Here is a 25357-nt window from a genome sequence, read left to right as displayed (position 1 = left end):
AGCGCCCTGTCTGTTGCTATATCAAGAAGATTTATAATTTATAATTTATAATTTATATTTTCATTTCTGGTAATAAATACGACAACACTTTTTCTTTTCCATGAAACACAAAGGACAATCAATCTCACACATCAATCAGTGGTATAGCCATTCCCATGCTAGTGAGGTACAAAGTTTTTTCGTTTTAGGGAACAGGGAACTCTTAACAGGGAACAGTGAATAAATTGGTGTGTACTTCATTAGACTGGGAAACGCTATATTTATTTACCACTGACTAAGTTATTACTTTTTCACAACTAAACGCTGAGTAATCATTGTCATGCCATCATTACGCAGAATTACCGCCGAAATCCATTGATTACCGGGAGTAGATGGTGCGCGTCCGATTTTAAACAGTCCACCAGCGCTCAGTAATTCTAAATTTACATCTGTGGGTTTGAGATATTTACTAGGTTGGATAGTTTCTTCTAGCGCACTACCTAGGATAAAATCATTACCCAATGGTTCTTGGACAATAGCATCAAAGTTATATTGCTGTCCAACTTTTACCTGTTGTGGTAGGTTAATTTCTATTTGGGGTGGTTTGCTACCAGAGCTGAGTTGAGTGCGTTCTGATAAGATATCTTGGCGTAGGATTTTTGTACCACTAAGACGCTGACGTGAAGTAATCGTAGCGTTAAGAGCCATATTACTACTGTTAGAAGAGGGTAAACCTGTGATGTTAGTGACGGTTTCGGCAATGATGGTATTACCTTCAGATTTCCAAGATTGCAGACGTGTGCTGTAGCGTAATTGGGGATAACGTTTCCAAAAAGACGTTAAGGCTTGTTCCATTGTTTGGCGGTTTAAGCCATCGCCATGAGTGAAATTAGGGCTGTAAAATTGCATTACTCCTTTAATATCACCACGACTAGCAGCTGTATCAATTTGTGTTAACAGGTTTTTGAGTGATGCAGGTGCATTATCAGGTGTAGCGGCTTGAGCAAAATACCCAGTATGGCTGACACTGAGTGTTATGAGCAACGATAGCAGAGAAATGCCACTAGTAACTTTTTTGTTGAGTTTCATTAATAAAGCAATATTGTTAGTCATTAGTAATAGTTTACTGATTTGATTAGAGAATGTAAGGAATTTGTTCTATCTTAGTTAAGCTAGGCGCTAAATGGTATGGCTTGAATGGCAAACGCACCCATAAAATTATTAATAGCTGCTAGTGGGACTGGTGGACATTTGTTTCCAGCGATCGCACTGGCGCAAAAACTGCCAAACTATGAAATTGAATGGCTGGGTGTCCCCAACCGACTAGAAACTCAGCTTGTCCCAGACCAATATCCTTTGAATACAATTGCGGTTGAAGGGTTTCAGCAAGGTTTTGGCTTTTCTTCATTGCGAATTTTGATTAAGCTTCTCGGTTCAATTCTCCAAGTCAGACGCATTCTCAAACAGGGTAATTTCCAAGGATTATTTACCACAGGTGGTTATATTGCTGGCCCTGGGGTCATTGCGGCTCGTTCTTTGGGTTTACCGGTCGTTTTTCATGAATCTAATGCTTTACCTGGTAAAGTCACTCGCTTTTTTGGACCCTGGTGTAGTGTAGTAGCTGTGGGATTTGATGTGGCTGCAAAGTATTTACCCCGTTCCCAAAATGTCTGTGTGGGTACTCCTGTTCGTTCTCAATTCCTAGAACAGGGAATAAATGATACTCTAGATTTACCAATTCCTGACGGTGTACCTCTAATTGTCGTTTTTGGTGGTAGTCAGGGTGCAGTAGCTGTGAATAAATTAGTGCGTCAGTCAGCACCAGCTTGGTTTGATGCTGGTGCTTATGTAGTACATTTAACAGGTGATCAAGATCCTGAAACGGCAAGTCTGCAACATTCTCAGTATATAGAGTTACCTTTTTATGACAATATGGCTCCCTTATTGCGCCGTGCTAATTTAGCTATTAGTCGCTCTGGTGCTGGGAGTTTAACAGAATTAGCGGTCTGTGGTACACCAGCAATTTTAATACCTTATCCTTTTGCAGCAGAAGATCATCAATCTTATAATGCTGCGGTTTTTACTGATGTTGGTGCAGCTTTAACCTTTAAACAGTCAGAGTTGACACCGGAAATATTACAAAAGCGGGTTTTAGATTTGTTGCAGTCTCCAGCCCAATTGGCCAAGATGGGAGAAAATGCTAAAGCGATCGCATCTCCTCATAGTGCCGATAAGTTAGCGGCTTTGGTGCGGGAAGTTGTCGAGAAATAAGAAACTGAATTTTGTCGTTGATATCAGGTAGGAAGCAGGGAAAAGGAGGGTTTTAGCCTTCTTTACATAATTTGACTTTTTCCCGTGCTTTTCTGCCCAATTTTTGTCCGGTTAATAACAGTTTTTATGCTAAAGTCCGTATTTTCTGAGCTACTGCTGATGATACAGGCATTACCGATAACCGATTTCCTGGTCTGACTAAAAGTAGCTCATCGGGGCTAAAATTTTCTTTGAGTGTCGATAGGGAGATAAAGTTAGAGAAAATCTCAACAAATTCTACTCCTACTGTCTGCCACCGGGGGGATTCAGGAGTTGATTTAGAGTCATAATATTTACTAGTTGGCTCAAATTGTGTGGGGTCAGCAATGTCTATTTTAACCACACGCATTAACCCCACAATACAGGGAGGATTAGTATTGGAATGATAAAAAAAAGCTAAGTCTCCTAACTGCATTTGGCGTAGAAAATTGCGAGCTTGATAATTACGTACACCGTCCCAAATAGTCTCATGCTGTTGTTGTAGGTCAGCAATACTATAAACTTCTGGTTCTGATTTCATGAGCCAATAATTTACTGAAAGCATATTTTTAAGGATACTTATCTACAATCGGAAAGCATGAGCTATTTGGGAAAGTGTAGTGTTAAGAAACCGATGCTTAATTATATGTTTAAATCGCGCAAAGCCAGACGAATTTGTTCCATACGTCTGCGATTGACTCCCAGATCCGAATCTCCTACGCGAGATGCTGAACGTAGATGAATGACTGATTCATCAGTGGGTAAATAGAATTCTACATCGTCAACAAATTTGAAAATACGGCTTTTAGAAAGAGCATGAATGTAATTATCTGTCTGTTCTATAACTTCCGTCCGAGGAACCACCGTCAAAACTTTTAGTAAGATTTCTCTGGCTGTATCATGGTCTAGATGATAGGGAATCGGTTCAATAGTATGTTCAGCATCAGCATTTTGACTCACAACACAGTTTGGAGAAGCTGGACAAGAAGCTAGATGACCTGACTCAATTCCTAAGCCAGCAGCCCAAGTAATCCCAGGAAGCATGAAAACATTTAGGGTTAAGAATATTGTCAAAATCACACCCTGTAATTTCTGTGATAACATAGTTTTTCTGAAGGTTACAATTACAATATTAAGTTTATTACAATACCACTATTCAGTCCCAATATTCACACCTAGTCTATCTTCTGAATGAGATTTTATCTGCCAATCGGGCGATCGCTATCCATGCTCTACATCTAATTTATCATTTGGTTGCCCTGTGGTTGTTATTTTCATCTCCTAAGGCTTGGAAGGTGTAATTAATTAACTCGTAATTGTGGTTTTCAACAAAATTTATTAGTCTTTTCTCAATCTGCGATACTACTTAAACCAGTCAAATTTTACCACATAATTTAAAGTTTCTAAACTTTTTGATAATAGCCATTTAACAATTTTTAGTGAATGGGGATCATGAATAGCAAGATCAAGAAAACTAGGAAAATACTCAGATTAGTTATAGGATGGTATGGAGTGGGGATCGCTATTGTCTATGCAGCATTGCGATTTATGGAGGTTAAAAAAATATGCGCTAACTCTGATCTATCTAAGTACAACAGCATCTAAACTCTTGACCAGAATAGACATAAGGGGTCTAACCCCTGGTATTCTAGTTATACAGGGATAAAAATTACATAGTTACGGAGGTGCATCATTATGTTTAGAGGTAACACCAAGAAGGAATTCAATTATTACCCTCTAATTGCGTCATTCATTCTAGGAGTAGTAGGAGGATATGCAAGCATTGAAAATATTGGCAATAATCAGGAAAACTTGATTCAGAAGAGATTAGCTTATTTACCAACTGTGGCTAAAGCAGATAAAGCTACTAAAACCATAGATCCAAAAAAAGCCGTCAATTTAGTCTGGAATCTCCCACAAGTGCAACGCAAAGCACGAGAAATTGAAAACCTTTCAAAAGGTAGTATCCGTGTTGCAGCAGCTGTTGATAGTTCTGCTAATATTGATGCTGCTTTCTACGTAGTTAGAGTGTTTGAGAATCATCCAGATAAAACTACCAATCCAGTCTATTGGTTTCGTGTATCTAGTTCTAGCGGTGTGATTGAGCCTTTAGATTTGGTACAGAACGAATACATAGCTCTAGAAAAATGGAACCCTGATGGACGTTAAAATGGATCAGGTTGTAGTAGATTAAATTACTACTACCAATCGTTTTCTTTTTATTTCTACTCCTTGCATTTTGTCTTTTTTGATAAAAAACTTTTTTTTAATTACAAACAATGTTTGCACAAAACTTGATAAATCCTTGGAATTATAAACTTTAGTAGTGTCAGTCTTGGTCAATAATTCTCACAGGCATAACATTAATTAGCGGTAGCTGGTTAATATTTAAAATCATTTAGTTAACAATTCTTGTCGCTATTCCTTTATTAATTTGGATAGGTTTCTTTTTGTTAATCTGTCCAAAACTCATGATTCACAGTGGTGTTTTGGAAGATAAAAATTAGGTAATGAGCAGTTAATTACTCATTACCCATTACGTATCCCTAGCGGGATTGGAAGCACGATTACGAATTACGAATTAATTGACAACTTGGCTACCATGACTACGAGGGTCATCTGGACCACCTACGGCTGATACTGGGGCGGAGAATTTGGAAACTTGGCCACTAGCTTGGGCATAGGGAAGAGCAGAACCAGCTATTAAGGCTTCTAAATTGCTAGACATGACAGCAAGAGGTATATCGCCAATTGTTTCAGCTACACCTTCTCCTTGCTTGCCCAAAAACACAAAATGGGGAATGCCATCTACCCGATATTTAAGCATTTCTGGCAACCATTTGGTATTGTCTACATTCAACATGACAAAGTTCAGCTTGTCAGCATACTGCTGTTTGAGTTGCGCCATAGCTGGAGCCATTTTTTGGCAGACCGTACACCAATCGGCATAGAATTCTACTAAACTAGGTTTATTATTGCTAACTGCTACTTCTAAAGGTGTGGAAGCTTGATCTAGTTGAGTCAGAGAGACTGAATTTGTCTGGGTTCGGAGTCCTAAAAATAGTGACACACTCAGAGCGATTGCTACAATGACGATGATGAAGTTCTTCAAGCGCCCGCCAACAGTAGATTCTGGCTTCACAGGTGTATCTGTACTCATAATTTATTTATTAAAACTTATTAAGCATTTTCATTATCTAGTGTAATATCAGTCTGAAAAAAAAGCGACAGATTTAAACTTAGAAACCCAATAGCGTATTCCTGATTTTTGCCTCTGTAGTACGTTAAATATGCCCTTTCAGCTTGACAACAGAAACAAAACCTATTATTTATTTTTCTATTTATGAAAAAACGTGTCACCCTTACCTTTCCTAAACGTGCTATTCAAATGCCAGTCACCTATCGACTAGCAAAAGATTTTAACGTTGCTGCTAATATTATCCGCGCTCAAGTTGCCCCCAATCAAATTGGTAAACTGGTAGTAGAACTATTAGGAGATATCGATCAGTTAGATGCAGCAATTGATTGGATGCGATCGCAAAACATCAGTGTTTCCCATAATTTAGGTGAAATTGTGATAGATGAAGATGTCTGTGTTGACTGTGGTTTGTGTACTGGGGTTTGTCCAACTGAAGCCCTATCCCTGAAGCCAGAAACTTATAAACTCACCTTTACGCGATCGCGCTGCATTGTTTGTGAGCAATGTATACCCACCTGCCCTGTACAAGCTATTTCTACTAATCTTTAAAACTGCTCCAGTCTCCTAATCGCAATTTTTTAAGTTTTGTAGATTGTAGCAAGAATTTGCAGGGCATTGCTCACCTGATATGCTGATATATATTGCCAAAATCAAATATTATTCCTATAGTCTGTAATTAATTATGAATCTAGACACAACCTCAACAATCAAAACTCTAGGAGACTGTGCATACCAAGCAATTGAAAAACACTTTAACAAAACCGTAAAGTGGGAAAAATCAGTTAATAAGGATGAAGATCCAGAAGCACTACACCAAATGCGTGTAGGAATGCGTCGTCTCCGCACAGCCGTTAGTAGGTTTGGGCTATCTTTAAATTTACCTAAGTCAATCAGCGACAAAAATATTGGTAAAATTGCCTGTATTTTGGGCAAGCTTCGAGACTTAGATGTGCTAAAAGATATCCTAGAAAACAATTACAAACCACATTTGCTTCACAAAGAACAAGAAGTATTACAAATAGCCTTATCTACTTTAGATAAACAGAGAAAAACTGCACTTTCTCATATTCATAAAACATTCAAAGATGAATCTTACAAAGATTTAAAAAAAGACTCTCAAGATTGGTTAAAAAAACCTAGTTATCAACCATTAGCATCTTTGCCAATTCAGCAAGTGCTACCAGATTTATTATTACCAGAAGTGAGTAGATTTTTCTTACATCCTGGTTGGCTTGTTGGTACTGAAGTGGTAGACTCAAAAGTTATAGTTCAAGCTAACTGGACACCGGAACAACTAGAACAACATCTAAAAACTGAAGGTGAAATTCTACATAGTTTGCGGAAACAAGCCAAACGTATTCGCTATCAAATGGAGTTATTTACTGAGTTATATAGTGAATCTTTCGCAGCTAATATTATAGATGTCAAACATATCCAAGAAAGTTTGGGTATGTTGCAAGATAGCATGGTTTTAAATGAATGGCTGGCGAATATCTTCAAATCAGAACTCAACAGTCAACTACGAGGCTTAACTACATTATTAGCAGCAAATCGTTACCAATTATGGCAGCAATGGCAACCATTAAAAGAGCGATATCTAAAAGCTGAAACTAGCTATAACTTTCATTTAACAATTCTGCAACCATTGTCAGTAAAAGATTTAGAGTTGCCATAACATGGACAGGGTAGAATTTAATGTTTGAGGATTGCTAATTGGATTTTAAAACAGAGTAAATCAAACCGTTTAGCGAGTTCGTTTTCTGTCGGTAAGTAGGTAAACAGAAAAATTTAAAGGTATGTGAAGAAAAGTAAATAGGGCTGAAACCCTCTTTCCCCCTGCTAGAAAGCCCCCTGCTCCCTGCCTTACCCCAACGACAATTTTTAATGCCCACCTACTTAGTCCGTTGGGGAGGGGTGCTAAGGATGTGGCAATAGGATGTGGCAATATTTTCTATATCTGGGTCGCTGAGTTGATTCCACCGTTCTCTACTAGAAAATTCCTCTACTGTTTGCAGCATTTTCCTTATAAACTTGATTAAGGAGCAGAAACAATAATTGGAGCATCAAGAGATAACACATAAACACTGCTTTGAGAAATTTGGACAATGCGAGTATTTTCAGCAGAACGTAAACCAGAAACCAATCCGACCGCGCTTCCTAGCATTGCCCCTCGATCAAATTTCTCAGGATCACCTTGTCCTAAAAAGCCTAAAGTACTACCACCAATTCTTCCCCAAATAGAGCCATTTTCCACAGCTTTATCATTAGCTCGTTTGTGGGTAATCGTAGTACCAGGAATTACTTGACTAGATGCTTTAATAGCAACAATGCGCCCATTAATAACCAACGACTGCGCCACAATTTTAGCACCTCCCTCAGCAGGTTTGAGAACAATAGTAACAGGTGTATTTTCTGGTGCAATCACATTACCTTGACTATCTTTAATTGCACTAGATAAAGGAACTGTGAGCGGATAATCCTTTTTTTGTCCTACATCTACAGTTACAGGTGCAGGAAAGGAGACAATAATTGCAGTATCCTGGGGAATAGTAAGCTCTTGACTGACTACTGGGGGTTGGGAGGGAACTGGTTGAGCATTAGCTGGAACTGTGAGAGAACTCAACAGAGATAAAGAACAAGCAAGACTCAAAAGTATTTGTGTTTTCATAACCGTTTTGCTGTGGTGTGAGTGGATTTGAGGTTTTAACCCTGCACTCAATCAATAGGTTTGGGTTTATGAGTTTATGCAGTCAGGAGATAAATTAACGATTATGTAGCAACCAATTCCAACCAGAACCTTCACGAATTAACCAGTCGTCGTTAAAGTCAGAGGGATTTAAAAAATCTGTAGTTTCTGGGGTAATTATTCTTACACCTCGACAATTCCCTTCTATTTCAATGGTGATAGTGTGAGGATTTGGTTGCAGTAGACTATCTCTAATCATCCGTCTTCGTCTGTCTGGTTCCTGTTGCTGAGTAGGTAGACAACGTACTCGCACCGATGAATTTTGATCAGGATGATCTAGCAAATAGGGGAGAATTTGCGAATCACGAATGTGCCGAGAAGGGGTTTGAGCATTAACAAAAGATGAGATAGATAAGAATAAGATTGTACTGAGGGTAATAATTATCCCTCTATTTGATCTGTTCATGGTTAATTTTTCCTCAAGCTAAATAGGGTGATAGGAGAAAAGTTTTCCTAATCACCCATCACCAATTACCAATTACCAATTACCAATTATCAATTATCAATTAGCTTATTTATCCTCTAGCAGTTGATTTACTTGCTGTCCCCGACGACCAGATTTGATTTCATAACGGCGGGTGAGGTTGTCTTCAAAGTTCATATCTCTAGCAGCGGCCGAGTTAACGAAAGCATCACAATTCTTACCTTGAGCTACTGTTGAGGAACTGCTGCTATTTTCTTCTGTGCGGTTGTTGCGTTGGTCCCCAGAGTTACTATTATTTTTACTACCTTGGCTGGAACCACTACCGTTAACACCAATACCTAAGAAGCTGACACCCCCACCACCGCCATCATTATGACTACTAGCAGAAGTGGAACGAGTGCTGGTAGAGGTTGCTAGGGCTAGTTTAGTGGAACTATTGCGGGTATTGTTACCCAAGCCCACATCACTACATAGGGCGCGGGGGTCTTTGGCGAGGGTTTTGGGATCTACCCAAGATTGATGATCTCCTAATCCTTGAACTTCAGTAGTCCCAATTGGGTTATTAGGAGAGGAGGTGCTAGGAGTTCCATTTCCTATGGATGTTCCAGGAGTGCTAGTTGCTGGAGCAAAAATACCAGCAGGCTTGATTTCAAAGGGACCTGCGAAAGCGGGTAATGTTGTAGTTAGTAGTGCGGTAGCTGTTAACAAAGAGCCAGTGAAGTGACGGAATTTCATGGTCATACCCCTAAGATGTGATTATTTTGCTGGGGTTTCATCCCCTTCACTGACTTATAGGTTGACCAGTTTTAGTTTATGCACTCTGTTTTCAGAATTTTAGCTGGGTGATTGGGTAATTGGTAAGAATTCTTTCCCAGTCCCCAATAGACATCTCTAGAAATGAAATATGCGTACCCTAGAACCCTTGTAAGTAGTAAGGGCTTTAGCCCTATCAAACCTAGCAAGAAAGCGATAAATCGCTCACTACAACCAAAATTTTAGCTGACATTTAATTCTGAACCCTTGTAAGTAGTAAGACTAAATAAAAGAAAAGTTAGTAGTCAGGGATTTAACCCTATCAAACCTAGCAAGAAAGCGATAAATCGCTCACTACAACCAAAATTTTAGCTGACATTTAATTCTGTCTACCTACTTAGAGACGTTACATGGAACGTCTCTACTTTTTCACTAGATGTCTAATCCCCAGCAGTTCCTCAATCTAACCTATTAATTTCTGCCAAGTCATTGCTCCGACAATTCCATCAGCAGTTAAACCATTTTGCTGTTGAAATTTTTTAATTGCTCCTTGTGTCTGTGGTCCGTAGATACCATCAGATACAGCACCTACACGATATTGTAAGTATCTAACAATTGCTCCGGTAGCTTTGCTTCCTTGAACAACTCGTTTGGATAATATTTGATTTATTGCTTCCCATGTGGTTGGGCTGGGCATTCCGGTGGGGATAATTCCTGCAATCTTCTGAAATTTTTCGATAGCAGAGGCTGTGGCTGGGCCTGTTAAGTTATCTTCATCCAAAGGCTTACCATTTTTATCAGTTATTTTGAGTTGATTTAAGGCTTTTTGTAGTCTAAGAATACTCGTATCTGTGTTGTCTTCGTCATCTTTAATGGTGTTGACAGGGGCAGATGCTACTTTACCAGTTAAGCCTTTAACGATCGCACTGGCCATTGCTTCACCGTTATATAGTTGCATATCTTTGGCGGAATCAATGAAGCAACATTCTATGAGAATTGCCGCCATATTTGTATTCCTGAGAACATATAGGTGGGAACCACTTTTGACACCGCGATTAAAGAAGCCTAACCTAATTATTTCATCCAATACAGTTTGGGCAATTTTTTTGCCAGCACTGCTAATAGCAAATACTTCTGTACCATTAGCTTGTCCATTAAAGGCATTAAAATGAATAGAAACATAAAGATCAACTTTATTTCTATTAGCAGTATCACAACGTCTGCCGAGAGATTGGCTTACTGTACTAGCACTACTTGGGTTACAGGATATTGCTTCATGACCTAAGCTTTTTAACTTAGCTATAACTTTAGTACCAACCTCTACAGTTAAATTATCTTCAAATTTAATGCCGCTGGCTCCAGTATCGGGAGGGCAATTATGCCCCATATCAATTCCAAATTTCATGGGTGTATCCTCAATTTACTTTTCTAGTATTTCTAAACTGCTGCTATTTTTCAAGATACATTTATACTTCCAATCATGCCAATTGAGGATTTTATTGAAGAAATTAACTACTTTACAAATATATTATAAATCCAAAATTTCAGAACTTCTAAGAATGGGGAAACAGACTTGCTAATTATAATCTCTAGGTAGATATTCCCCCATTAATCCTCAACAATGTTTAAGATCAGGATAAAGAAACATTTCGTAGCAAAAGCATAATGAAACGGATTGTCTTGATTGCTGGGTTTGAATCGTTTAACGCGGACTTATACCGGAAAGCGGCTGAGTTGGCTAATTCCCGGTGTCCAGAGTTGGATATTCGAGTATTTAGCGATCGCAATATTACCACCAATAGCGCCGAAGTAGAAACCGCACTCCAGGACGCAGATGTATTCTTCGGTAGCTTACTTTTTGATTATGATCAAGTGATGTGGTTGCGGAAACGTGTCGCTAATATCCCTATTCGTCTCATTTTCGAGTCAGCACTGGAATTGATGAGTTTAACAAAAATAGGAGCATTTTCCATTGGAGATAAACCCGCAGGAATGCCCAAACCCATTAAATTCATCCTTGACAAATTCAGCAACGGTAAAGAAGAAGACAAACTCGCTGGTTATATCAGTTTCCTAAAAGTCGGACCAAAGTTATTAAAATTCGTACCAGTCCAAAAAGTCCAAGACCTTCGCAACTGGTTAATTATCTATGGTTACTGGAACGCCGGCGGTTCAGAAAACGTTGCTTCCCTATTTTGGACAATTGCGGAAAAATACTTAGATTTAAAAGTCGGAGATATACCTCCACCCATCGAAACCCCCAACATGGGATTATTACATCCTGACTATCAAGGATTTTTCACATCACCTAAAGCCTACTTAGAATGGTATCAAAAAAGGGAACAGGGAACAGGGAACAGGGAACAGAGAAGAGAAAATTCCCCAGTTATTGGAATTCTTCTTTACCGTAAACACGTCATCACCAAACTGCCCTATATTCCCCAACTGATACGCTATTTTGAAAAAGCCGGGTTAACTCCCTTACCCATCTTTATCAACGGTGTAGAAGGTCACGTAGCCGTCAGAGATTGGATGACAAGCGACTACGAAACCCAACAACGTCAACTCGGTAATATTGAAACTCCTTCCCTTTCCTCAGAAGCGGTAAAAGTAGATGCTGTAGTTTCTACTATCGGTTTTCCCTTAGTTGGTGGACCCGCTGGTTCAATGGAAGCAGGAAGACAAATAGAAGTTGCTAAACGCATTCTCACAGCTAAAAATGTCCCTTATATCGTCGCTGCACCTTTATTAATTCAAGATATTTATTCTTGGACAAGGCAAGGTGTGGGCGGTTTACAAAGTGTTGTATTGTATTCTTTGCCAGAATTAGATGGTGCTATTGATACAATTCCCCTGGGTGGTTTAGTAGGTGAACAAATTTATTTAGTTCCTGAACGAATGCAGCGATTAACTAATAGAGTTAAAAGCTGGGTTTCTCTCCGCCAAAAACCTATTTTCGCACGGAAAATTGCCATTATTTTATATGGTTTTCCCCCTGGTTATGGGGCGGTGGGAACTGCTGCTTTATTAAACGTTCCTCGCAGTTTAATTAAATTACTAAATGCACTAAAAGAACAAGGTTATACAGTTGGTGATATTCCTGAAGATGGAGAAGAATTAATTCGCCAAATTAAAGAAGCAGATGAAAACCCCAATCTACCCACAAACAAGGAGGAAGTCATATCCCCCCTCGTTTACGGGGGGGCTAGGGGGGGTTCTACCGTTAATGCTAGAACCTTAGAAAAATGGTTAGGATATCTCCAAACATCTCGCATTGAAAAACAATGGAAATATCTCACCGGTAGCGGCATAAAAACTTATGGAGACGAGTTTAATATTGGTGGTGTGCAATTAGGAAATGTGTGGATAGGTGTACAGCCACCTTTGGGAATTCAAGGTGATCCGATGCGATTAATGTTTGAAAGAGATTTAACTCCACATCCTCAATATGCAGCTTATTATAAATGGTTGCAAAACGATTTTCAAGCTGATGCAGTTGTTCATTTCGGAATGCACGGAACTGTTGAATGGTTGCCAGGTTCACCTTTAGGAAATACGGGTTATTCCTGGTCTGATATTCTGTTAGGAAATCTCCCTAATTTATATATATATGCCGCAAATAATCCTTCGGAATCAATTTTAGCTAAACGTCGCGGTTATGGGGTGTTAATTTCTCACAATGTCCCTCCCTATGGCCGCGCTGGATTGTATAAGGAGTTGGTGAATTTACGCGATTTGATTTCTGAATATCGGGAAGATCCAGAAAAAAATTATCTATTAAAGGAAGGGATTTGTAAGAAGATTGTTGATACTGGTTTGGATGCTGATTGTCCTTTTGATGATGCGAAAAGGTTGGGTATTCCTTTTACGCCGGAAAATGTACGGATGTTTAGTGGTCATGCTTTTGATCATTATTTAGTTAAGTTGTATGAGTATTTGCAAGTTCTGGAAAATCGTCTTTTTTCTTCTGGTTTACATACTTTAGGTGAAGCACCGAATCAGGAGGAGTTAACTGGTTATTTGGATGCTTATTTTGGAGAAGAGAATGAACCGCGAAGGCGCGAAGGGCGCGAAGAAGGAAGAGAAGAAGAAAGAAAGGAAATTACAAGGTTATTAAATCAGTCTACTGATGAGTTAACAAATCTTTTAAGGGGTTTAAATGGTGAGTTTATTCCTCCTGCACCTGGTGGGGATTTGTTAAGGGATGGTGCGGGGGTGTTACCTACGGGTAGGAATATTCATGCTTTAGATCCTTATCGTATGCCTTCTCCTGCTGCTTTTGAACGGGGTAAGGAAATTGCTAAGAAAATTATTTCTCAGTCTTTGGATGAAAATAAGAAATATCCTGAAACTGTAGCAGTTTTATTATGGGGTTTGGATGCTATTAAAACTAAGGGTGAATCTTTGGGAATTCTCTTGGAATTGGTGGGTGCTGAACCTGTGAAGGAGGGAACTGGAAGAATTGTTAGATATGATTTGAAGCCTTTATCTGATGTTGGACATCCACGCATTGATGTGTTAGCAAATCTATCGGGTATTTTCCGTGATAGTTTTGTGAATATCATTGAATTGTTAGATGATTTATTTCAACGGGCTGCGGAAGTTGATGAACCGGAGGAAATGAATTTTATTAGAAAACACGCTTTGATTTTGAAAGCCCAAGGTGTGGAAAATTCTTCAGCGAGATTGTTTTCTAATCCATCTGGTGATTTTGGTTCTTTGGTTAATGATAGGGTGGTTGATGGTAATTGGGAATCTGGGGAAGAGTTGGGAAATACTTGGGAAAGTCGCAATGTGTTTAGTTATGGTAGAAATGATAAAGGACAAGCTAGACCGGAAATATTGCAGACTTTATTAAAAACTAGCGATCGCATCATCCAAGAAATAGATTCGGTAGAATATGGTTTAACTGATATTCAGGAATACTATGCCAATACTGGCGGGTTGAAAAAAGCCGCTGAAAAACAAAGTGGGAGGAAGGTACAAGCCAGTTTTGTCGAAAGTTTCTCTAAAGACACCACACCCCGCAATTTAGATGATTTGTTGCGAATGGAATACAGAACTAAGTTATTAAATCCCAAATGGGCTGACGCAATGGCTAATCAAGGTTCTGGTGGTGCTTTTGAAATTTCTCAACGCATGACGGCTTTAATTGGTTGGGGTGGTACTGCTGATTTTCAAGATGATTGGGTTTATGATCAAGCAGCAGATACCTATGCTTTAGATCCAGAAATGGCGGAAAAATTACGCAAAGCCAATCCTGAAGCTTTTAGAAATATTGTCGGCAGAATGTTAGAAGCATCGGGACGCGGTTTATGGCAAGCTGATGGAGATAAGTTGGATAAATTGCGGAAATTATATGATCTAACTGATGAGGAATTAGAAGGAGTGACGGTTTAGGAAATTAAAATTTTGGTTGGATGTAACGAACCACAGAGGCACAGAGGACACAGAGAAAGAAGATAATTAAATATTGGTAGGGTGCGTTAGCGACAGCGTAACGCACCTTTTAACTTTAAACTACGTATTTCTTAAACTCTCAATATCAGAATGTTCTTCTAGATATTCAAGTAAATTGAGAAAATCAGCTTTAGGTAAGCATCTACCTCCAATGGGTGTAAAGGCTAATTCTGACCGACTTCCATCATAAATATGATATCCCCAATAAAATAATTGTTTACTATTACGTATAGCTACTTGATCTGGGTCAATAAATTTAAAACGAGAATCTTGTTGAGATAATTCATCAAAATAAAGCTGATATTGATATTTTAACACTTGACTTCTTTTATTTTCATCAGGGAAATAATTATTGATTAATACAAATAAATAAGCATCTTTATTAATACTCCTAATTGCTTTCAAAGTTTCTTGTATGACATGACCATTTTTATTTAAACCTAATGGGTTAAGTGTTGTCGGAATGATGCAATAAGATAACTTCTTAAGTATTTCTGGAGGATTCTTATCTAAAACAGGTGAACAGTCACATATAACCATTTTCACATCATCAGGGGGATTTTCATCATCCCATTCATCAACGTTATAAACAGTGACAGTATTTCCTGGACTATTTTTTTTATTGGATAGTTTTACCCCTTCACCTAGCAAAGTTGTTAGGTTTTGTTGTGGGTCTAAATCAATTAATGCTACATCATAACCAGAGAGGGCAAATGCACCTGCAAGATGGGCGCTAACTGTTGTCTTTCCTACACCACCTTTACAGGTAAATACACCAAAATAAGTAAGTTTTTTGGTAGGAGGTATTATTTCTGGGGGAGGTTCAATGGGTCCATCAACTCCTCTCCAAATAAGATTTCCATCTTTATCTCGACTTGTCCAGGTAAGATTTCCTTCCTTAAAAACGGCAAGTCTAATTTTATCATTATTGATTTGTTCAAAGTATGTCAGTGCTTGGGAGGAGTATACACTTGATGTCACAAATAAACCCTTAGTAAATTTTGCAGCTATAGGTAATTCAAGAAAATCAATAAATTTCTCTAACTGGGGTATTTTCACAGAAGTTTTATAGTTTTTAACTTGAACTGCCAATACTTCACTACCCTTAACTGCTTCAATATCGTATCCTTTCGTATTAGCAGGAGGCATTGTGATTTTCCATCCTGCCTGAGTCAGTAATAATGCGACCACTTTTTCAAAATCGCTTGCACTCTCAAAAGTAACCATAAAATTCTTGATACACAATAGATCACACTCTTATTTTTCCCTAAAGTGTCTCAGTAATTACCATCTCATCATCAAAATTTCGATTTAGGGTGCATATCACTACTATAAATAAACCCCTCAACTAAGCTGTTAGTTTGTTTTTAAACGAATTTAGGATATTATTTTTTGTAAGAATATAAAGCTGTGTACGATTTTTTATGTACCTAAATGTATTTGTTGGGTTATCCCTGATGCCTCTGGCACGCTACCGCGAACGGCATACTACGTGAAATAGGTTATAAAAAGTTTCCCTGTTTAATTATTGAAATATTATCTGATTCTACAGAAGCATTTGATCGCGGTGATAAATTTGCGGATTATCAAAATATAGATACTTTACAAGAATATGTTCTAATTGATGTCAAAAAAACAAAAGTACAATGTTTCCGTCTTAATGAACAAGGGTTATGGGTATTACAATCTTATACAGAATCATATTTTGATTTACAAAGTATTAACTTTCAGGGAAATATGAATGATTTATATGAAGATGTAAGTTTTATATAGCAGGGAAAAGATTTTCAGGTAGTGCATTGAAAAAATTGAATTGATAGTATATCCAGCTTTCCAGAATTGAATTTGACTGCTGATAGCGTAGCCATACAAATTCTTAAAGCTGGTAATATTTGATTAACCAGTAGTAACAGTTTAACCCGGAAAATGATCAAATTCAGATTATGGAATTTTTCCCATCAACTAATTATTTGTCATGTTCTTGTTGATGATTATTGGTGTTGTTCTCGGTTTCCAATAACCGGGACATAAACACATCCGGTTTTCGACTCATAACCGAGATAACTTTATCAATAGCAACTACTTCACTGATTCTGACAATCCTTTCCCACAAAGTATCTTCTTCTGTCTCTTTATTGTGAGTTCTGTGTTTAAACCACAACAATTCATCGGAAACTCTGATAATTGTTCCGAAAAACCATTTATCTCTGATTAATAACCATATTTCTTGTTCTACGTAGGTTTTTAGAATAGATTTCATAATAGCTTAGATAATGCAAAGTTATTGCGCTACATAGTATGCTGATATCAAAGATTAGCACAACTGTAAATACACTGGATATTAATTAATAAAATATTTGATATATCACTCAATAATAACGTTGTGATTGCGGAGGAACCTTATAGCTAGAAGGTAATTAAGAATACACAAACTAATTCTCAACAAACTGTCTTGCAAATTCTATTGCTTCTTCGACGGTCGTAACTGTTCCCTCAGCTTGCGCTACAGCGATTTCACTCAATATTTTACCCACAAGTGGTGAAGCTGGAACATTTAGTGCTATAATCACTTTTTTGCCACTCACTAATGGTGAGGGGTGAGCTACCAGATCATCAGGGTTCAGGTAACGGTTGATTAAGGGTGCATAGACCCATAGCGGATTATCGCCAGACATCGCCTCTACTCGCACATCATCTGCTAAGGCTAATGTGGTTGTAGCCGTAAATACAACCCCCACGTCCTGAAACAAAAAATACTGTTCTCGTAGGGACAGATTAGCTACTTTGAACTTTGGGAACAGTCTCAGGGCGATAATTACAGACCGAATTTCTGCACGGCTATAGGTTAGTTCTTGTAGTTCTATTTCTGCAACTTTTGGATTTGGGTGAACCAGACAAGCAAGTTTAGCAATACCTAACCAGTTGGTTTTAACTGTATCTCGGACGCATTGCTGCAATTCTTCCGCTAATTGTGGCCAGTTTTGAGAAATTAAAATTGCGGCTTTATCAACTGCGGCTAATTTAAGTAAGCCGTTATGGGTGGCGTTGGTAAAGAAAGTAGCTAATAAACCATCTTTCCACGCAGCATTTAGCCAAGGTGTACCCTGAGAACTTCCTAAAAGATAACCAATTTCTACTCTCACTCGTTCGGCTGCAACTTGACTAATATCTGCTGCTAAGGTGCGAATAGTAGCTTGGGTAGCTGGTTCAATTGTAAAACTAAGTTGGGCGGCTTGACGATAAGCCCGCATTAACCGCAAAGGATCATCTTGCAGATTTTTGGGTGATATCATGCGTAATAGACCGGCTTCTATGTCTGCACAGCCTTGGAGAGGGTCAATTATTTCTTGAGTATGGGGATTATAAGCGATCGCATTTATTGTAAAATCCCTTCTATGCAAATCCGTGATTAAACTATCTCCTTCCTGTTGGGCAAAATCTGCCGTAGCATGGGGAAACACCACACGGGCAATTTGTCTTTCTGCGTCCAATAAAACAAAACCCGCTTGATAATGTTTAGCGATCGCACTCGCTACTTTTACCGCGTTCGATGGGATAATAAAATCTAAATCCAAATATTCCCGACTTCTACCCAAAATCGCATCTCTTACCGCCCCACCAACCATGTAAGCTGGTTTTGGCAACCATTCCAGGCTAAAAGGCCAATTTTCAGCAGCTAGACGAGAAATAACTGAGTTACTCATTGTCATAAAAATCAACCTACTAACTCATGCTGAATAGTTTGGCTTAAGCTACATTAACTATAAAGGTTTCTGGAGTTGGTTCTATTATGTGTATTTGCGTAAATTGCCACTATGTAGACCGTTGTGTAACCTACAACGCAGTAGAAGCACAGCACCAACAGCCTCACTTGACTGAAACCCCCGATTTTGACCCCAATGAACCTTCTATCAATGTCAATATTCGCACAAAAGACGAAATAATTGAAATGGAATGGGATGTGGTCGGTTGTCTCAGCTTTAAGAAAGAAATGGGTAAATGGGCTAAATTACGTCCCGGTGAATTAGTACCAACTTAAGTTTTAGATTTGAGGGCGTATTGCAATTTGAGTAGGGGCGTATTGCAATACGCCCCTACCTTGAATTTAGATTCCATACCTCATTTATCTGCAATCTGCTGTATTTTAAGTTTCTTTATATATTTTATGTATCTAAAACTGATAGAATTATAAATCGTTAATTTAGCCAAAGTTAACTTTTTCATATTCTCAAAATCTATATTTACTTTGACAACTCAACTAGAACATCTCCCAACCGCAAAATACGCTTTAGCACTGCACACCACTACACCAGAACTAGGTCTAGTAATTAGTAATTTTGCAGATGATACCCGCGCCCATGTTTGGAATTTAGGACGTGATTTATCAAGTTTAATTCATCAATATATAATTGATTTAATTGCACCCCAAAATTGGACAGACTTGGCTTTTATTGCCGTTGCTAAAGGTCCCGGTGGTTTTACAGGTAGTCGAATTGGTGTAGTCACAGCCCGAACTTTGGGACAACAGTTAGACATTCCAGTATTTGCGATTTCCACTTTAGCTGCTGTAGCTTGGCATGAAAACAGCAAAAATCCAAAACCACAAGCAATTATTGCAGTAGAAATGCCAGCACAACGGGGGCAAGTTTTTGGTGCTATTTATCAAATAGCTGCTGATAATTTGGGACTAATTTCTTTATTACCAGATGCAGTATTTACACCAGAAAAATGGCAAGAAACTTTAGCTAATTGGCATACAGAATATCAACTAATTAAAGCCACATCAGGATTAGCAGCAACTGTTAGCAGTATTTTAGAATTAGCTTATTTAGATTGGCAACAAAGTAAACGCCCTGATTGGTCAGAGGCTCTACCATATTATGGACAGCATCCTGTAGATATTTGATCAACAAAGGTAGGTAACAAAAAATTACTCAACCAGTTGTAGTCGCAAAATGTTGGGTTCAGGAATTGATAAAAGTTGATTATTCATTTCCTGAATAAGCTGTTAAGCAGATAAATTTGATCATCCTAATAATCCTAATATTGTTAAGTCTTGTAGTACGGATATCTTGGACACTAGGCTTATACAAATTAAATGCACAACAGCTTATCAATTATTCTCACCTATAGGCGCAAAATGGCAAAATTTTTCTATCCTCAATTTGTTCCAGCCAGTCTATCTAAAAAAGATATATTCACAGCTAAATTAATAATACCTTCATTGGTGTTAACATCCTTAATTTCAGCATTATTCAAGGCTACAATGTAAGGCTGATTATTAATCCAACCAATAATCGGACCACCAGAAGAACCTCCGGTTGTGTCGCAATCATGAAACAGTATATCTCTCTCTTCCTTCACAATACTGCATCCCTCTTGAAAACCAGCAGTCCAACCAGCACCAGCACTTAAAAACTCATAACCTCTTTTACTGGAATTAGGATAATCACCAGAATAACCAACAAAAGAGAATTTTTTGGGATTATTAATCATTGTTGAAACTGGTAAATTTCTCCAGCCTAAATAACCATATTTTCTACCAATCGGTTTATTTAATCTGACTACTGCCCAATCTTGAGTTTGATTAGTGATTGTATCTGCTGTAAAATCAGTACCGTAAATCACTCTGTCTGCAAAAGCAATATCTTCTCTATCAGCAACTTGACCATTAATTACATTAGGTAAAAAAGCAATTTCTCTACTGATTTGATGAGTTTTAGAATCAATCACACAATGGGCATTTGTTAACACTAAATTTTCCGCAATTAAAGTACCTGTACAATGATAATTTTTTGCGTCTGTCGTAGTTCCTTGAATCCGACCAATAGCAGACCAAGGATATTCTCTACTTAACATTGGTTCACGGTTATCATAGCCAATAATACCCCGATCTCCAGCATAAGGTTTTTTAGACTGTTTAAAATTACGCGGTTTAAAAGGATTACCAGCAGAAGATAAATTTAATTTACCTGCATTTTCCAATTTTACAAAATTAGGTGCATTTGTTGGTTTATCTTTAGGTTTACTTTGTGCTTCCACAGATAAACCAGCAGCAGCTACAATTAACGCACTTACTGTTAATAAAGCAAATAGTCTTTTAGACATGGTAAACACTCCTCATTCAAAATTCTGTAATGTGTAGATTTTCTTAGTAATTTTTATGATGTGTTGGCGCAGTGTCACACACCATTAATGAGAAAATGAATCTTTGACTTTTCAATTATAAAATGCCGAAGTATAAATACTGGTATTGTTACAGTTTTTGTAACAGATTTTCTAGTTTTATATCAGTTTTAGTTTTAGATCCCCGACTTCTTCAAGAAGTCGGGGATCTGGGGGATCTATTTGTTCAGGAGATTTAATAACTATTTTTGCCATTCACCTTGAATAGTAAAAGCAGCCCAAAAACGAGGGTCTTGAGTTTTTTGTTGTTGCCATAATTTTAACTGGGCATTTCTTAAAGCCACAATGGGAGATTTACCTTCTTTCAATACTTGACCAGAAAATTCAGTCATTAATTCTGCTGTTGCGTCATCATTAACTTTCCATAAAGATACCACAACCTTAGCCGCACCTGCATACATGAAACCCCTGGTTAAACCTATTAAACCTTCTCCTTTAACTTCCCCAGCTAAACCTGTTTCACAAGCACTTAATACCACTAATTCCGCAGGTAAATCTAAGTTGAAAATATCATCCAATCTTAAAAATCCGTTCTTGGCTTTTCCCTGTTTATCAAATAATGATAAAACTATGCCCGATAACTCTGGATTTTTCATGTCAATTAGTCCATGAGTGGCAAAAAGTACCATCTGATATTGATTTAATTTTTGTTGTGTTACCCATTCATAATTAGCATCAAAATCAAAGGCTTTGATACTTTCAGTATTGGGAACAAGTTTTAAAACTGCTTCTGCTTCTTGACGAGTTCCTGGTAGTCGAGATAATGAACCTCTATTAACACTAGAACGCCTTAAAGCAGAACGTTCTAAATCCAAATCTGTGGATGATACATCTTCTGTTTTACCTGTAACACGACTATCATCATTACTAAAAACTGGGTCAGCTAATACAGCTAATTTTTTCGGTGCAGTTTTGCGGTTTTTGAGTTTTTCCCGGTGGGTGGCTAAACTGGTGACGGATGGTAAGTTAATGATTTCATGATTTACTAATAAGGGTTGATATGTGACCTCTCCCCCTACCCCTCTTCTAGAAGGTGAGGGGAGTTGATCTTTCTCCCCATTCCCTTGCAGGGAAGGGGGTTGGGGGGTTAGGTCAGATAATGCAGCAAAGGGGATTTGATGTAAGATACCATCAGCGACAATTACTAACCGTTTTTTCCCTAATTTATCGGACACAGGTTGGAGAATTATTTGACTGAGTTTGTTAGCTAATTGGGTTTTTCCTGCTATATGGTGTGCTATTTCTTGGGCTGATGCACCATAATTGCTGGGGGCTTTTAATTTGATAATTAATGCCTCAGCAACTTTGTTAATATCTGCTTCTTTGGGTAGTTGATAGGTGGTGAAACTGTTATGAGTTACTAACCATAAATAACTATTTTCTGCACCTAATGAATATTGTAATAGGACTGTATCGGGGTCTAGTTGTTGTTGAATTTGGGGTAATGTTAGAGGTTCGGGATATTTTAAGTCTGCGTATTCTTTGTTAGTGGCGCGGAGTTTATTTTTTAGTTCCTTTTGTTGTTGGATGATATTTTGAATTTCTTGGTTAGTGGTTTGGATAATTTCTTCGGGAGGTTTTGGTTTACTCATCAGTTCTGAGAGGAGTTTTTCTTTACCATCTCTCAGAGACAGTAAACGGGTTTCTTCCGCTAGGAGTTGGGGGTTAATGTCTTTACGGATGTTGATGTTAGCTTCGGTGAGAAGTTCAACTAAACCCCTAGCGCGGGAACGTTCACTAATGTGTAGTGCTTGTGCGTCGTAGCCTTTGTTGGGGTTTTGTTTGTGTAGCTGCATTAACAGGTCTATGTAGAATTTGTAGTAGTCCTGTTTGGTGGCGAAGTAGGATGTACGTAGTTCTGTGCTGGCTATTTTGGTGCGTAATTCTTCGATGATGTTGATGGCGGTTTGAATGTTGGTCAGGGCTGCTTGAAGGTTTTTTTGGCTGCCTTGTATTAGGGCAGTATTGTATAGAGTAAGGGCTTCACCATCCCTATCCTCCACTGCACGATATAGGGGAAGTGCTTGGTTCAAGTATTCCAGTGCTTTCTGTTTTTCTCCTAGGTCGTTGTAGACTTCGCCAATATTATTGAGAGTGCCGGCTTCACCACCCCTATCCCCCACTGCACGATATAGGGGAAGTGCTTGGTTATAGTATTCTAGTGCTTTCTGGTTTTCTCCCAGAGAGGAGTAGACAGCGCCAATATTATTGAGAGTAGCAGCTTCACCACCCCTATCCCCCACTGCACGTCTGAGGGGAAGTGCTTGGTTATAGCTTTCCAGTGCTTTCTCGTTTTCTCCCAGGTCGGAGTGGACCATGCCAATATTAGTGAGAGTAGTAGCTTCACCATCCCTATCCTCCACTGCACGATATATGGGAAGTGCTTGGTTATAGTATTCCTCCAGTGCTTTCTCGTTTTCTCCCAGAGAGGAGTAGACAGTGCCAATATTATTGAGAGTAGTAGCTTCACCACCCCTATCCTCCACTGCACGAAATAAGGGAAGTGCTTGGTTATAGCTTTCCAGTGCTTTCTGTTTTTCTCCCAGGTCGGAGTAGACCAAGCCAATATTATTGAGAGTGCGGGCTTCACCACGCTTATCCGACACTGCACGTGCTATGGGAAGTGCTTGGTTATAGTATTCCAGTGCTTTCTGCTTTTCTCCCAGGGAGTTGTAGACAAAGCCAATATTATTGAGAGTAGTGGCTTCACCACCCCTGTCCCCCACTGCACGTCTGAGGGGAAGTGCTTGGTTATAGTATTCCAGTGCTTTCTGCTTTTCTCCCAGGTCGGAGTAGACACCGCCAATATTATTGCGAGTAGTGGCTTCTCCACCCCTATCCTCCACTGCACGAAATAAGGGAAGTGCTTGGTTATAGCTTTCCAGTGCTTTCTGTTTTTCTCCCAGGTCGGAGTAGACTTTGCCAATACCAACGAGAGTAGTGGCTTCACCACCCCTGTCCCCCACTGCACGTCTGAGGGGAAGTGCTTGGTTATAGTATTCCAGTGCTTTCTGCTTTTCTCCCAGGTCGGAGTAGACACCGCCAATATTATTGCGAGTAGTGGCTTCTCCACCCCTATCCTCCACTGCACGAAATAAGGGAAGTGCTTGGTTATAGTATTCTAGTGCTTTCTGGTTTTCTCCCAGGTCGGAGTAGACTAAACCAATATTATTGAGAGTGCGGGCTTCACCACCCCTATCCTCCACTGCAAGATACAGGGGAAGTGCTTGGTTATAGTATTCTAGTGCTTTCTGGTTTTCTCCCAGGTCGGAGTAGACTAAGCCAATATTATTGAGAGTGTTAGCTTCACCACCCCTATCCTCCACTGCAAGATACAGGGGAAGTGCTTGGTTATAGTATTCTAGTGCTTTCTGGTTTTCTCCCAGGTCGGAGTAGATCAAGCCAATATTATTGAGAGCAGTGGCTTCACCACCCCTATCCTCCACTGCACGATACAGGGGAATTGCTTGGTTCAAGTATGCCAGTGCTTTCTGTTTTTCTCCCAGGGTGTTGTAGACACCGCCAATATTATTGAGAGCAGTGGCTTCACCACGCCTATCCCCCACTGCACGATACAGGGCAAGTGCTTGGTTCAAGTATGCCAGTGCTTTCTGCTTTTCTCCTAATGAGGAGTAGACACTGCCAATACCAAGGAGAGTAGTGGCTTCACCACGCCTATCCCCCACTGCACGATATAGGGGTAACGCTTCTTCCCATTTATTAATTGCTTGTAATAAAGATTCCTTTGTACCCTGCTGATAAAGCTGCCTTCCTTCTTGAAATAACTTTTTAGCTTTAGCAAGCATGGCTTCTTGTTGTGTTCCTTGCTGTTGTGCTATCTGTAACCCTGTACCTCTGGGCATTGCTGCCACTGAGTCCACCAGTAACACCGCAGTTAGCAACATTGTTAACCCACAACGGCTAAATATCGGTAGCAAACCCCGGTCATTTCCCTGGTATTTCATGATTTTGCCTCTATTACTCCTCACTACTTGGATTGTACGAGGGGTAATTTATGATCTGGGGTGCTGTTGCGTTTTTTGTAACAATCTTAGTCAAGGGTGTAGGGTAGGTAAGCAACACTGTGATAAACCATAATCACATATCTGATGTATTATAGCGGTTATCGGTTGTGTGAGATACTTTAACCCCTCCCCGCAAGCGAGGAGAGAACTATGATGTATCTCATTCAAGTGCATACTGCTATGTCAGTCATTTTTTTAATAGACATCTCCGAGAATTAAATGTGCGTGACTTGAAACCCTTGTAGAGACTCTACCCAAGAGGAAGAATTGCAAACTCTTCTAGCTAGATTACAATC

21 protein-coding genes and 2 pseudogenes are annotated in these 25357 nt (G+C 39.0%); 9 read left to right on the top strand and 14 right to left on the bottom strand.

Features of this window, described 5'->3' with window-relative positions; genetic code table 11:
- Positions 1 to 282 precede the first annotated feature (282 nt).
- Positions 283 to 1092, bottom strand: a complete 810-nt coding sequence (locus tag ANA7108_RS0119140) for a hypothetical protein (RefSeq protein ID WP_016952429.1) — start codon at positions 1090 to 1092, stop codon at positions 283 to 285.
- A gap of 84 nt (positions 1093 to 1176) precedes the next feature.
- Between ANA7108_RS0119140 and murG the strand changes: the two genes are divergently transcribed.
- On the top strand, positions 1177 to 2250 hold the full coding sequence (murG, locus tag ANA7108_RS0119135) for an undecaprenyldiphospho-muramoylpentapeptide beta-N-acetylglucosaminyltransferase (protein WP_016952428.1): 1074 nt from the start codon (positions 1177 to 1179) through the stop codon (positions 2248 to 2250).
- Between the two features lie 124 nt (positions 2251 to 2374).
- On the opposite strand, the gene ANA7108_RS0119130 is transcribed toward murG, so the two are convergent.
- Together ANA7108_RS0119130 and ANA7108_RS0119125 are read right to left on the bottom strand one after the other, a co-directional pair.
- Positions 2375 to 2809, bottom strand: a complete 435-nt coding sequence (locus ANA7108_RS0119130) for an EVE domain-containing protein (RefSeq protein WP_016952427.1) — start codon at positions 2807 to 2809, stop codon at positions 2375 to 2377.
- Positions 2810 to 2910: 101 nt separating this feature from the next.
- A complete protein-coding gene (locus ANA7108_RS0119125) occupies positions 2911 to 3372 on the bottom strand; it encodes a DUF1499 domain-containing protein (protein WP_016952426.1) in 462 nt (153 codons plus the stop codon).
- A 591-nt stretch (positions 3373 to 3963) separates the two neighbouring features.
- Between ANA7108_RS0119125 and ANA7108_RS0119120 the strand changes: the two genes are divergently transcribed.
- Complete coding sequence (locus tag ANA7108_RS0119120) at positions 3964 to 4437, top strand: hypothetical protein (protein WP_016952425.1); 474 nt, start codon at positions 3964 to 3966, stop codon at positions 4435 to 4437.
- A 158-nt stretch (positions 4438 to 4595) separates the two neighbouring features.
- Positions 4596 to 4775 (top strand): annotated as a pseudogene (locus tag ANA7108_RS31030) (DUF6737 family protein); the annotation flags it as partial.
- Between the two features lie 74 nt (positions 4776 to 4849).
- Here ANA7108_RS31030 and ANA7108_RS0119115 read toward each other — a convergent pair.
- A complete protein-coding gene (locus tag ANA7108_RS0119115) occupies positions 4850 to 5428 on the bottom strand; it encodes a thioredoxin family protein (RefSeq protein WP_016952424.1) in 579 nt (192 codons plus the stop codon).
- Between the two features lie 183 nt (positions 5429 to 5611).
- Here ANA7108_RS0119115 and ANA7108_RS0119110 point away from each other — a divergent pair, with 183 nt between their 5' ends.
- The gene (locus ANA7108_RS0119110) at positions 5612 to 6016 is read left to right on the top strand and encodes an NIL domain-containing protein (protein ID WP_016952423.1); all 405 of its coding nucleotides are present in this window, start codon (positions 5612 to 5614) and stop codon (positions 6014 to 6016) included.
- 133 nt (positions 6017 to 6149) lie between these two features.
- Entirely contained in the window at positions 6150 to 7142 is a 993-nt protein-coding gene (locus ANA7108_RS0119105) for a CHAD domain-containing protein (RefSeq protein WP_016952422.1), read from the top strand.
- Positions 7143 to 7359: 217 nt separating this feature from the next.
- On the opposite strand, the gene ANA7108_RS31205 is transcribed toward ANA7108_RS0119105, so the two are convergent.
- The 5 genes from ANA7108_RS31205 to ANA7108_RS0119085 all read right to left on the bottom strand — a co-directional run bounded on the left by ANA7108_RS31205 (position 7360) and on the right by ANA7108_RS0119085 (position 10795).
- Entirely contained in the window at positions 7360 to 7485 is a 126-nt protein-coding gene (locus ANA7108_RS31205) for a hypothetical protein (protein ID WP_255344987.1), read from the bottom strand.
- 17 nt (positions 7486 to 7502) lie between these two features.
- A complete protein-coding gene (locus ANA7108_RS0119100; RefSeq protein WP_016952421.1) occupies positions 7503 to 8135 on the bottom strand; it encodes a hypothetical protein in 633 nt (210 codons plus the stop codon).
- 94 nt (positions 8136 to 8229) lie between these two features.
- Positions 8230 to 8619 (bottom strand): hypothetical protein, encoded by a 390-nt coding sequence (locus tag ANA7108_RS0119095; protein ID WP_016952420.1) that lies wholly within the window; start codon positions 8617 to 8619, stop codon positions 8230 to 8232.
- Positions 8620 to 8724: 105 nt separating this feature from the next.
- A complete protein-coding gene (locus ANA7108_RS0119090; protein ID WP_016952419.1) occupies positions 8725 to 9372 on the bottom strand; it encodes a hypothetical protein in 648 nt (215 codons plus the stop codon).
- 481 nt (positions 9373 to 9853) lie between these two features.
- Positions 9854 to 10795, bottom strand: coding sequence for an N-acetylmuramoyl-L-alanine amidase (locus ANA7108_RS0119085; RefSeq protein ID WP_016952418.1), 942 nt, complete (start codon positions 10793 to 10795; stop codon positions 9854 to 9856).
- A 260-nt stretch (positions 10796 to 11055) separates the two neighbouring features.
- Here ANA7108_RS0119085 and bchH point away from each other — a divergent pair, with 260 nt between their 5' ends.
- The gene (gene bchH / locus ANA7108_RS0119080; RefSeq protein WP_016952417.1) at positions 11056 to 14790 is read left to right on the top strand and encodes a magnesium chelatase subunit H; all 3735 of its coding nucleotides are present in this window, start codon (positions 11056 to 11058) and stop codon (positions 14788 to 14790) included.
- A gap of 120 nt (positions 14791 to 14910) precedes the next feature.
- Here the strand turns inward: bchH and ANA7108_RS0119075 are convergent, their stop codons facing one another.
- Positions 14911 to 16077 (bottom strand): AAA family ATPase, encoded by a 1167-nt coding sequence (locus ANA7108_RS0119075; protein WP_016952416.1) that lies wholly within the window; start codon positions 16075 to 16077, stop codon positions 14911 to 14913.
- Between the two features lie 276 nt (positions 16078 to 16353).
- On the opposite strand from ANA7108_RS0119075, the pseudogene ANA7108_RS29050 reads away from it, so the two are divergent.
- Positions 16354 to 16623, top strand: a pseudogene (locus tag ANA7108_RS29050) (Uma2 family endonuclease); the annotation flags it as partial.
- Positions 16624 to 16816: 193 nt separating this feature from the next.
- Here ANA7108_RS29050 and ANA7108_RS0119070 read toward each other — a convergent pair.
- Both ANA7108_RS0119070 and ANA7108_RS0119065 read right to left on the bottom strand, forming a co-directional pair.
- On the bottom strand, positions 16817 to 17110 hold the full coding sequence (locus ANA7108_RS0119070) for a hypothetical protein (RefSeq protein ID WP_016952415.1): 294 nt from the start codon (positions 17108 to 17110) through the stop codon (positions 16817 to 16819).
- 172 nt (positions 17111 to 17282) lie between these two features.
- Positions 17283 to 18554 (bottom strand): CCA tRNA nucleotidyltransferase, encoded by a 1272-nt coding sequence (locus ANA7108_RS0119065; protein ID WP_016952414.1) that lies wholly within the window; start codon positions 18552 to 18554, stop codon positions 17283 to 17285.
- A gap of 86 nt (positions 18555 to 18640) precedes the next feature.
- Between ANA7108_RS0119065 and ANA7108_RS0119060 the strand changes: the two genes are divergently transcribed.
- Positions 18641 to 18889 carry a Ycf34 family protein gene (locus ANA7108_RS0119060; protein WP_016952413.1) on the top strand — a complete coding sequence of 83 codons (249 nt, stop codon included), beginning with the start codon at positions 18641 to 18643 and terminating at the stop codon, positions 18887 to 18889.
- Between the two features lie 207 nt (positions 18890 to 19096).
- Complete coding sequence (gene tsaB, locus ANA7108_RS0119055) at positions 19097 to 19756, top strand: tRNA (adenosine(37)-N6)-threonylcarbamoyltransferase complex dimerization subunit type 1 TsaB (protein ID WP_016952412.1); 660 nt, start codon at positions 19097 to 19099, stop codon at positions 19754 to 19756.
- A gap of 254 nt (positions 19757 to 20010) precedes the next feature.
- On the opposite strand, the gene ANA7108_RS0119050 is transcribed toward tsaB, so the two are convergent.
- Positions 20011 to 20958, bottom strand: coding sequence for a serine protease (locus ANA7108_RS0119050; RefSeq protein WP_016952411.1), 948 nt, complete (start codon positions 20956 to 20958; stop codon positions 20011 to 20013).
- 260 nt (positions 20959 to 21218) lie between these two features.
- The gene (locus tag ANA7108_RS0119045; RefSeq protein ID WP_016952409.1) at positions 21219 to 25001 is read right to left on the bottom strand and encodes a tetratricopeptide repeat protein; all 3783 of its coding nucleotides are present in this window, start codon (positions 24999 to 25001) and stop codon (positions 21219 to 21221) included.
- Positions 25002 to 25357: the final 356 nt, after the last annotated feature.

Origin of the sequence: Anabaena sp. PCC 7108, from assembly GCF_000332135.1 — a bacterium.
In the GTDB taxonomy this organism is placed as follows: Bacteria; Cyanobacteriota; Cyanobacteriia; order Cyanobacteriales; family Nostocaceae; genus Anabaena.
The sequence above is the reverse complement of the archived record's forward strand: the minus strand, read 5'-3'. Positions and strand labels throughout refer to the sequence as shown.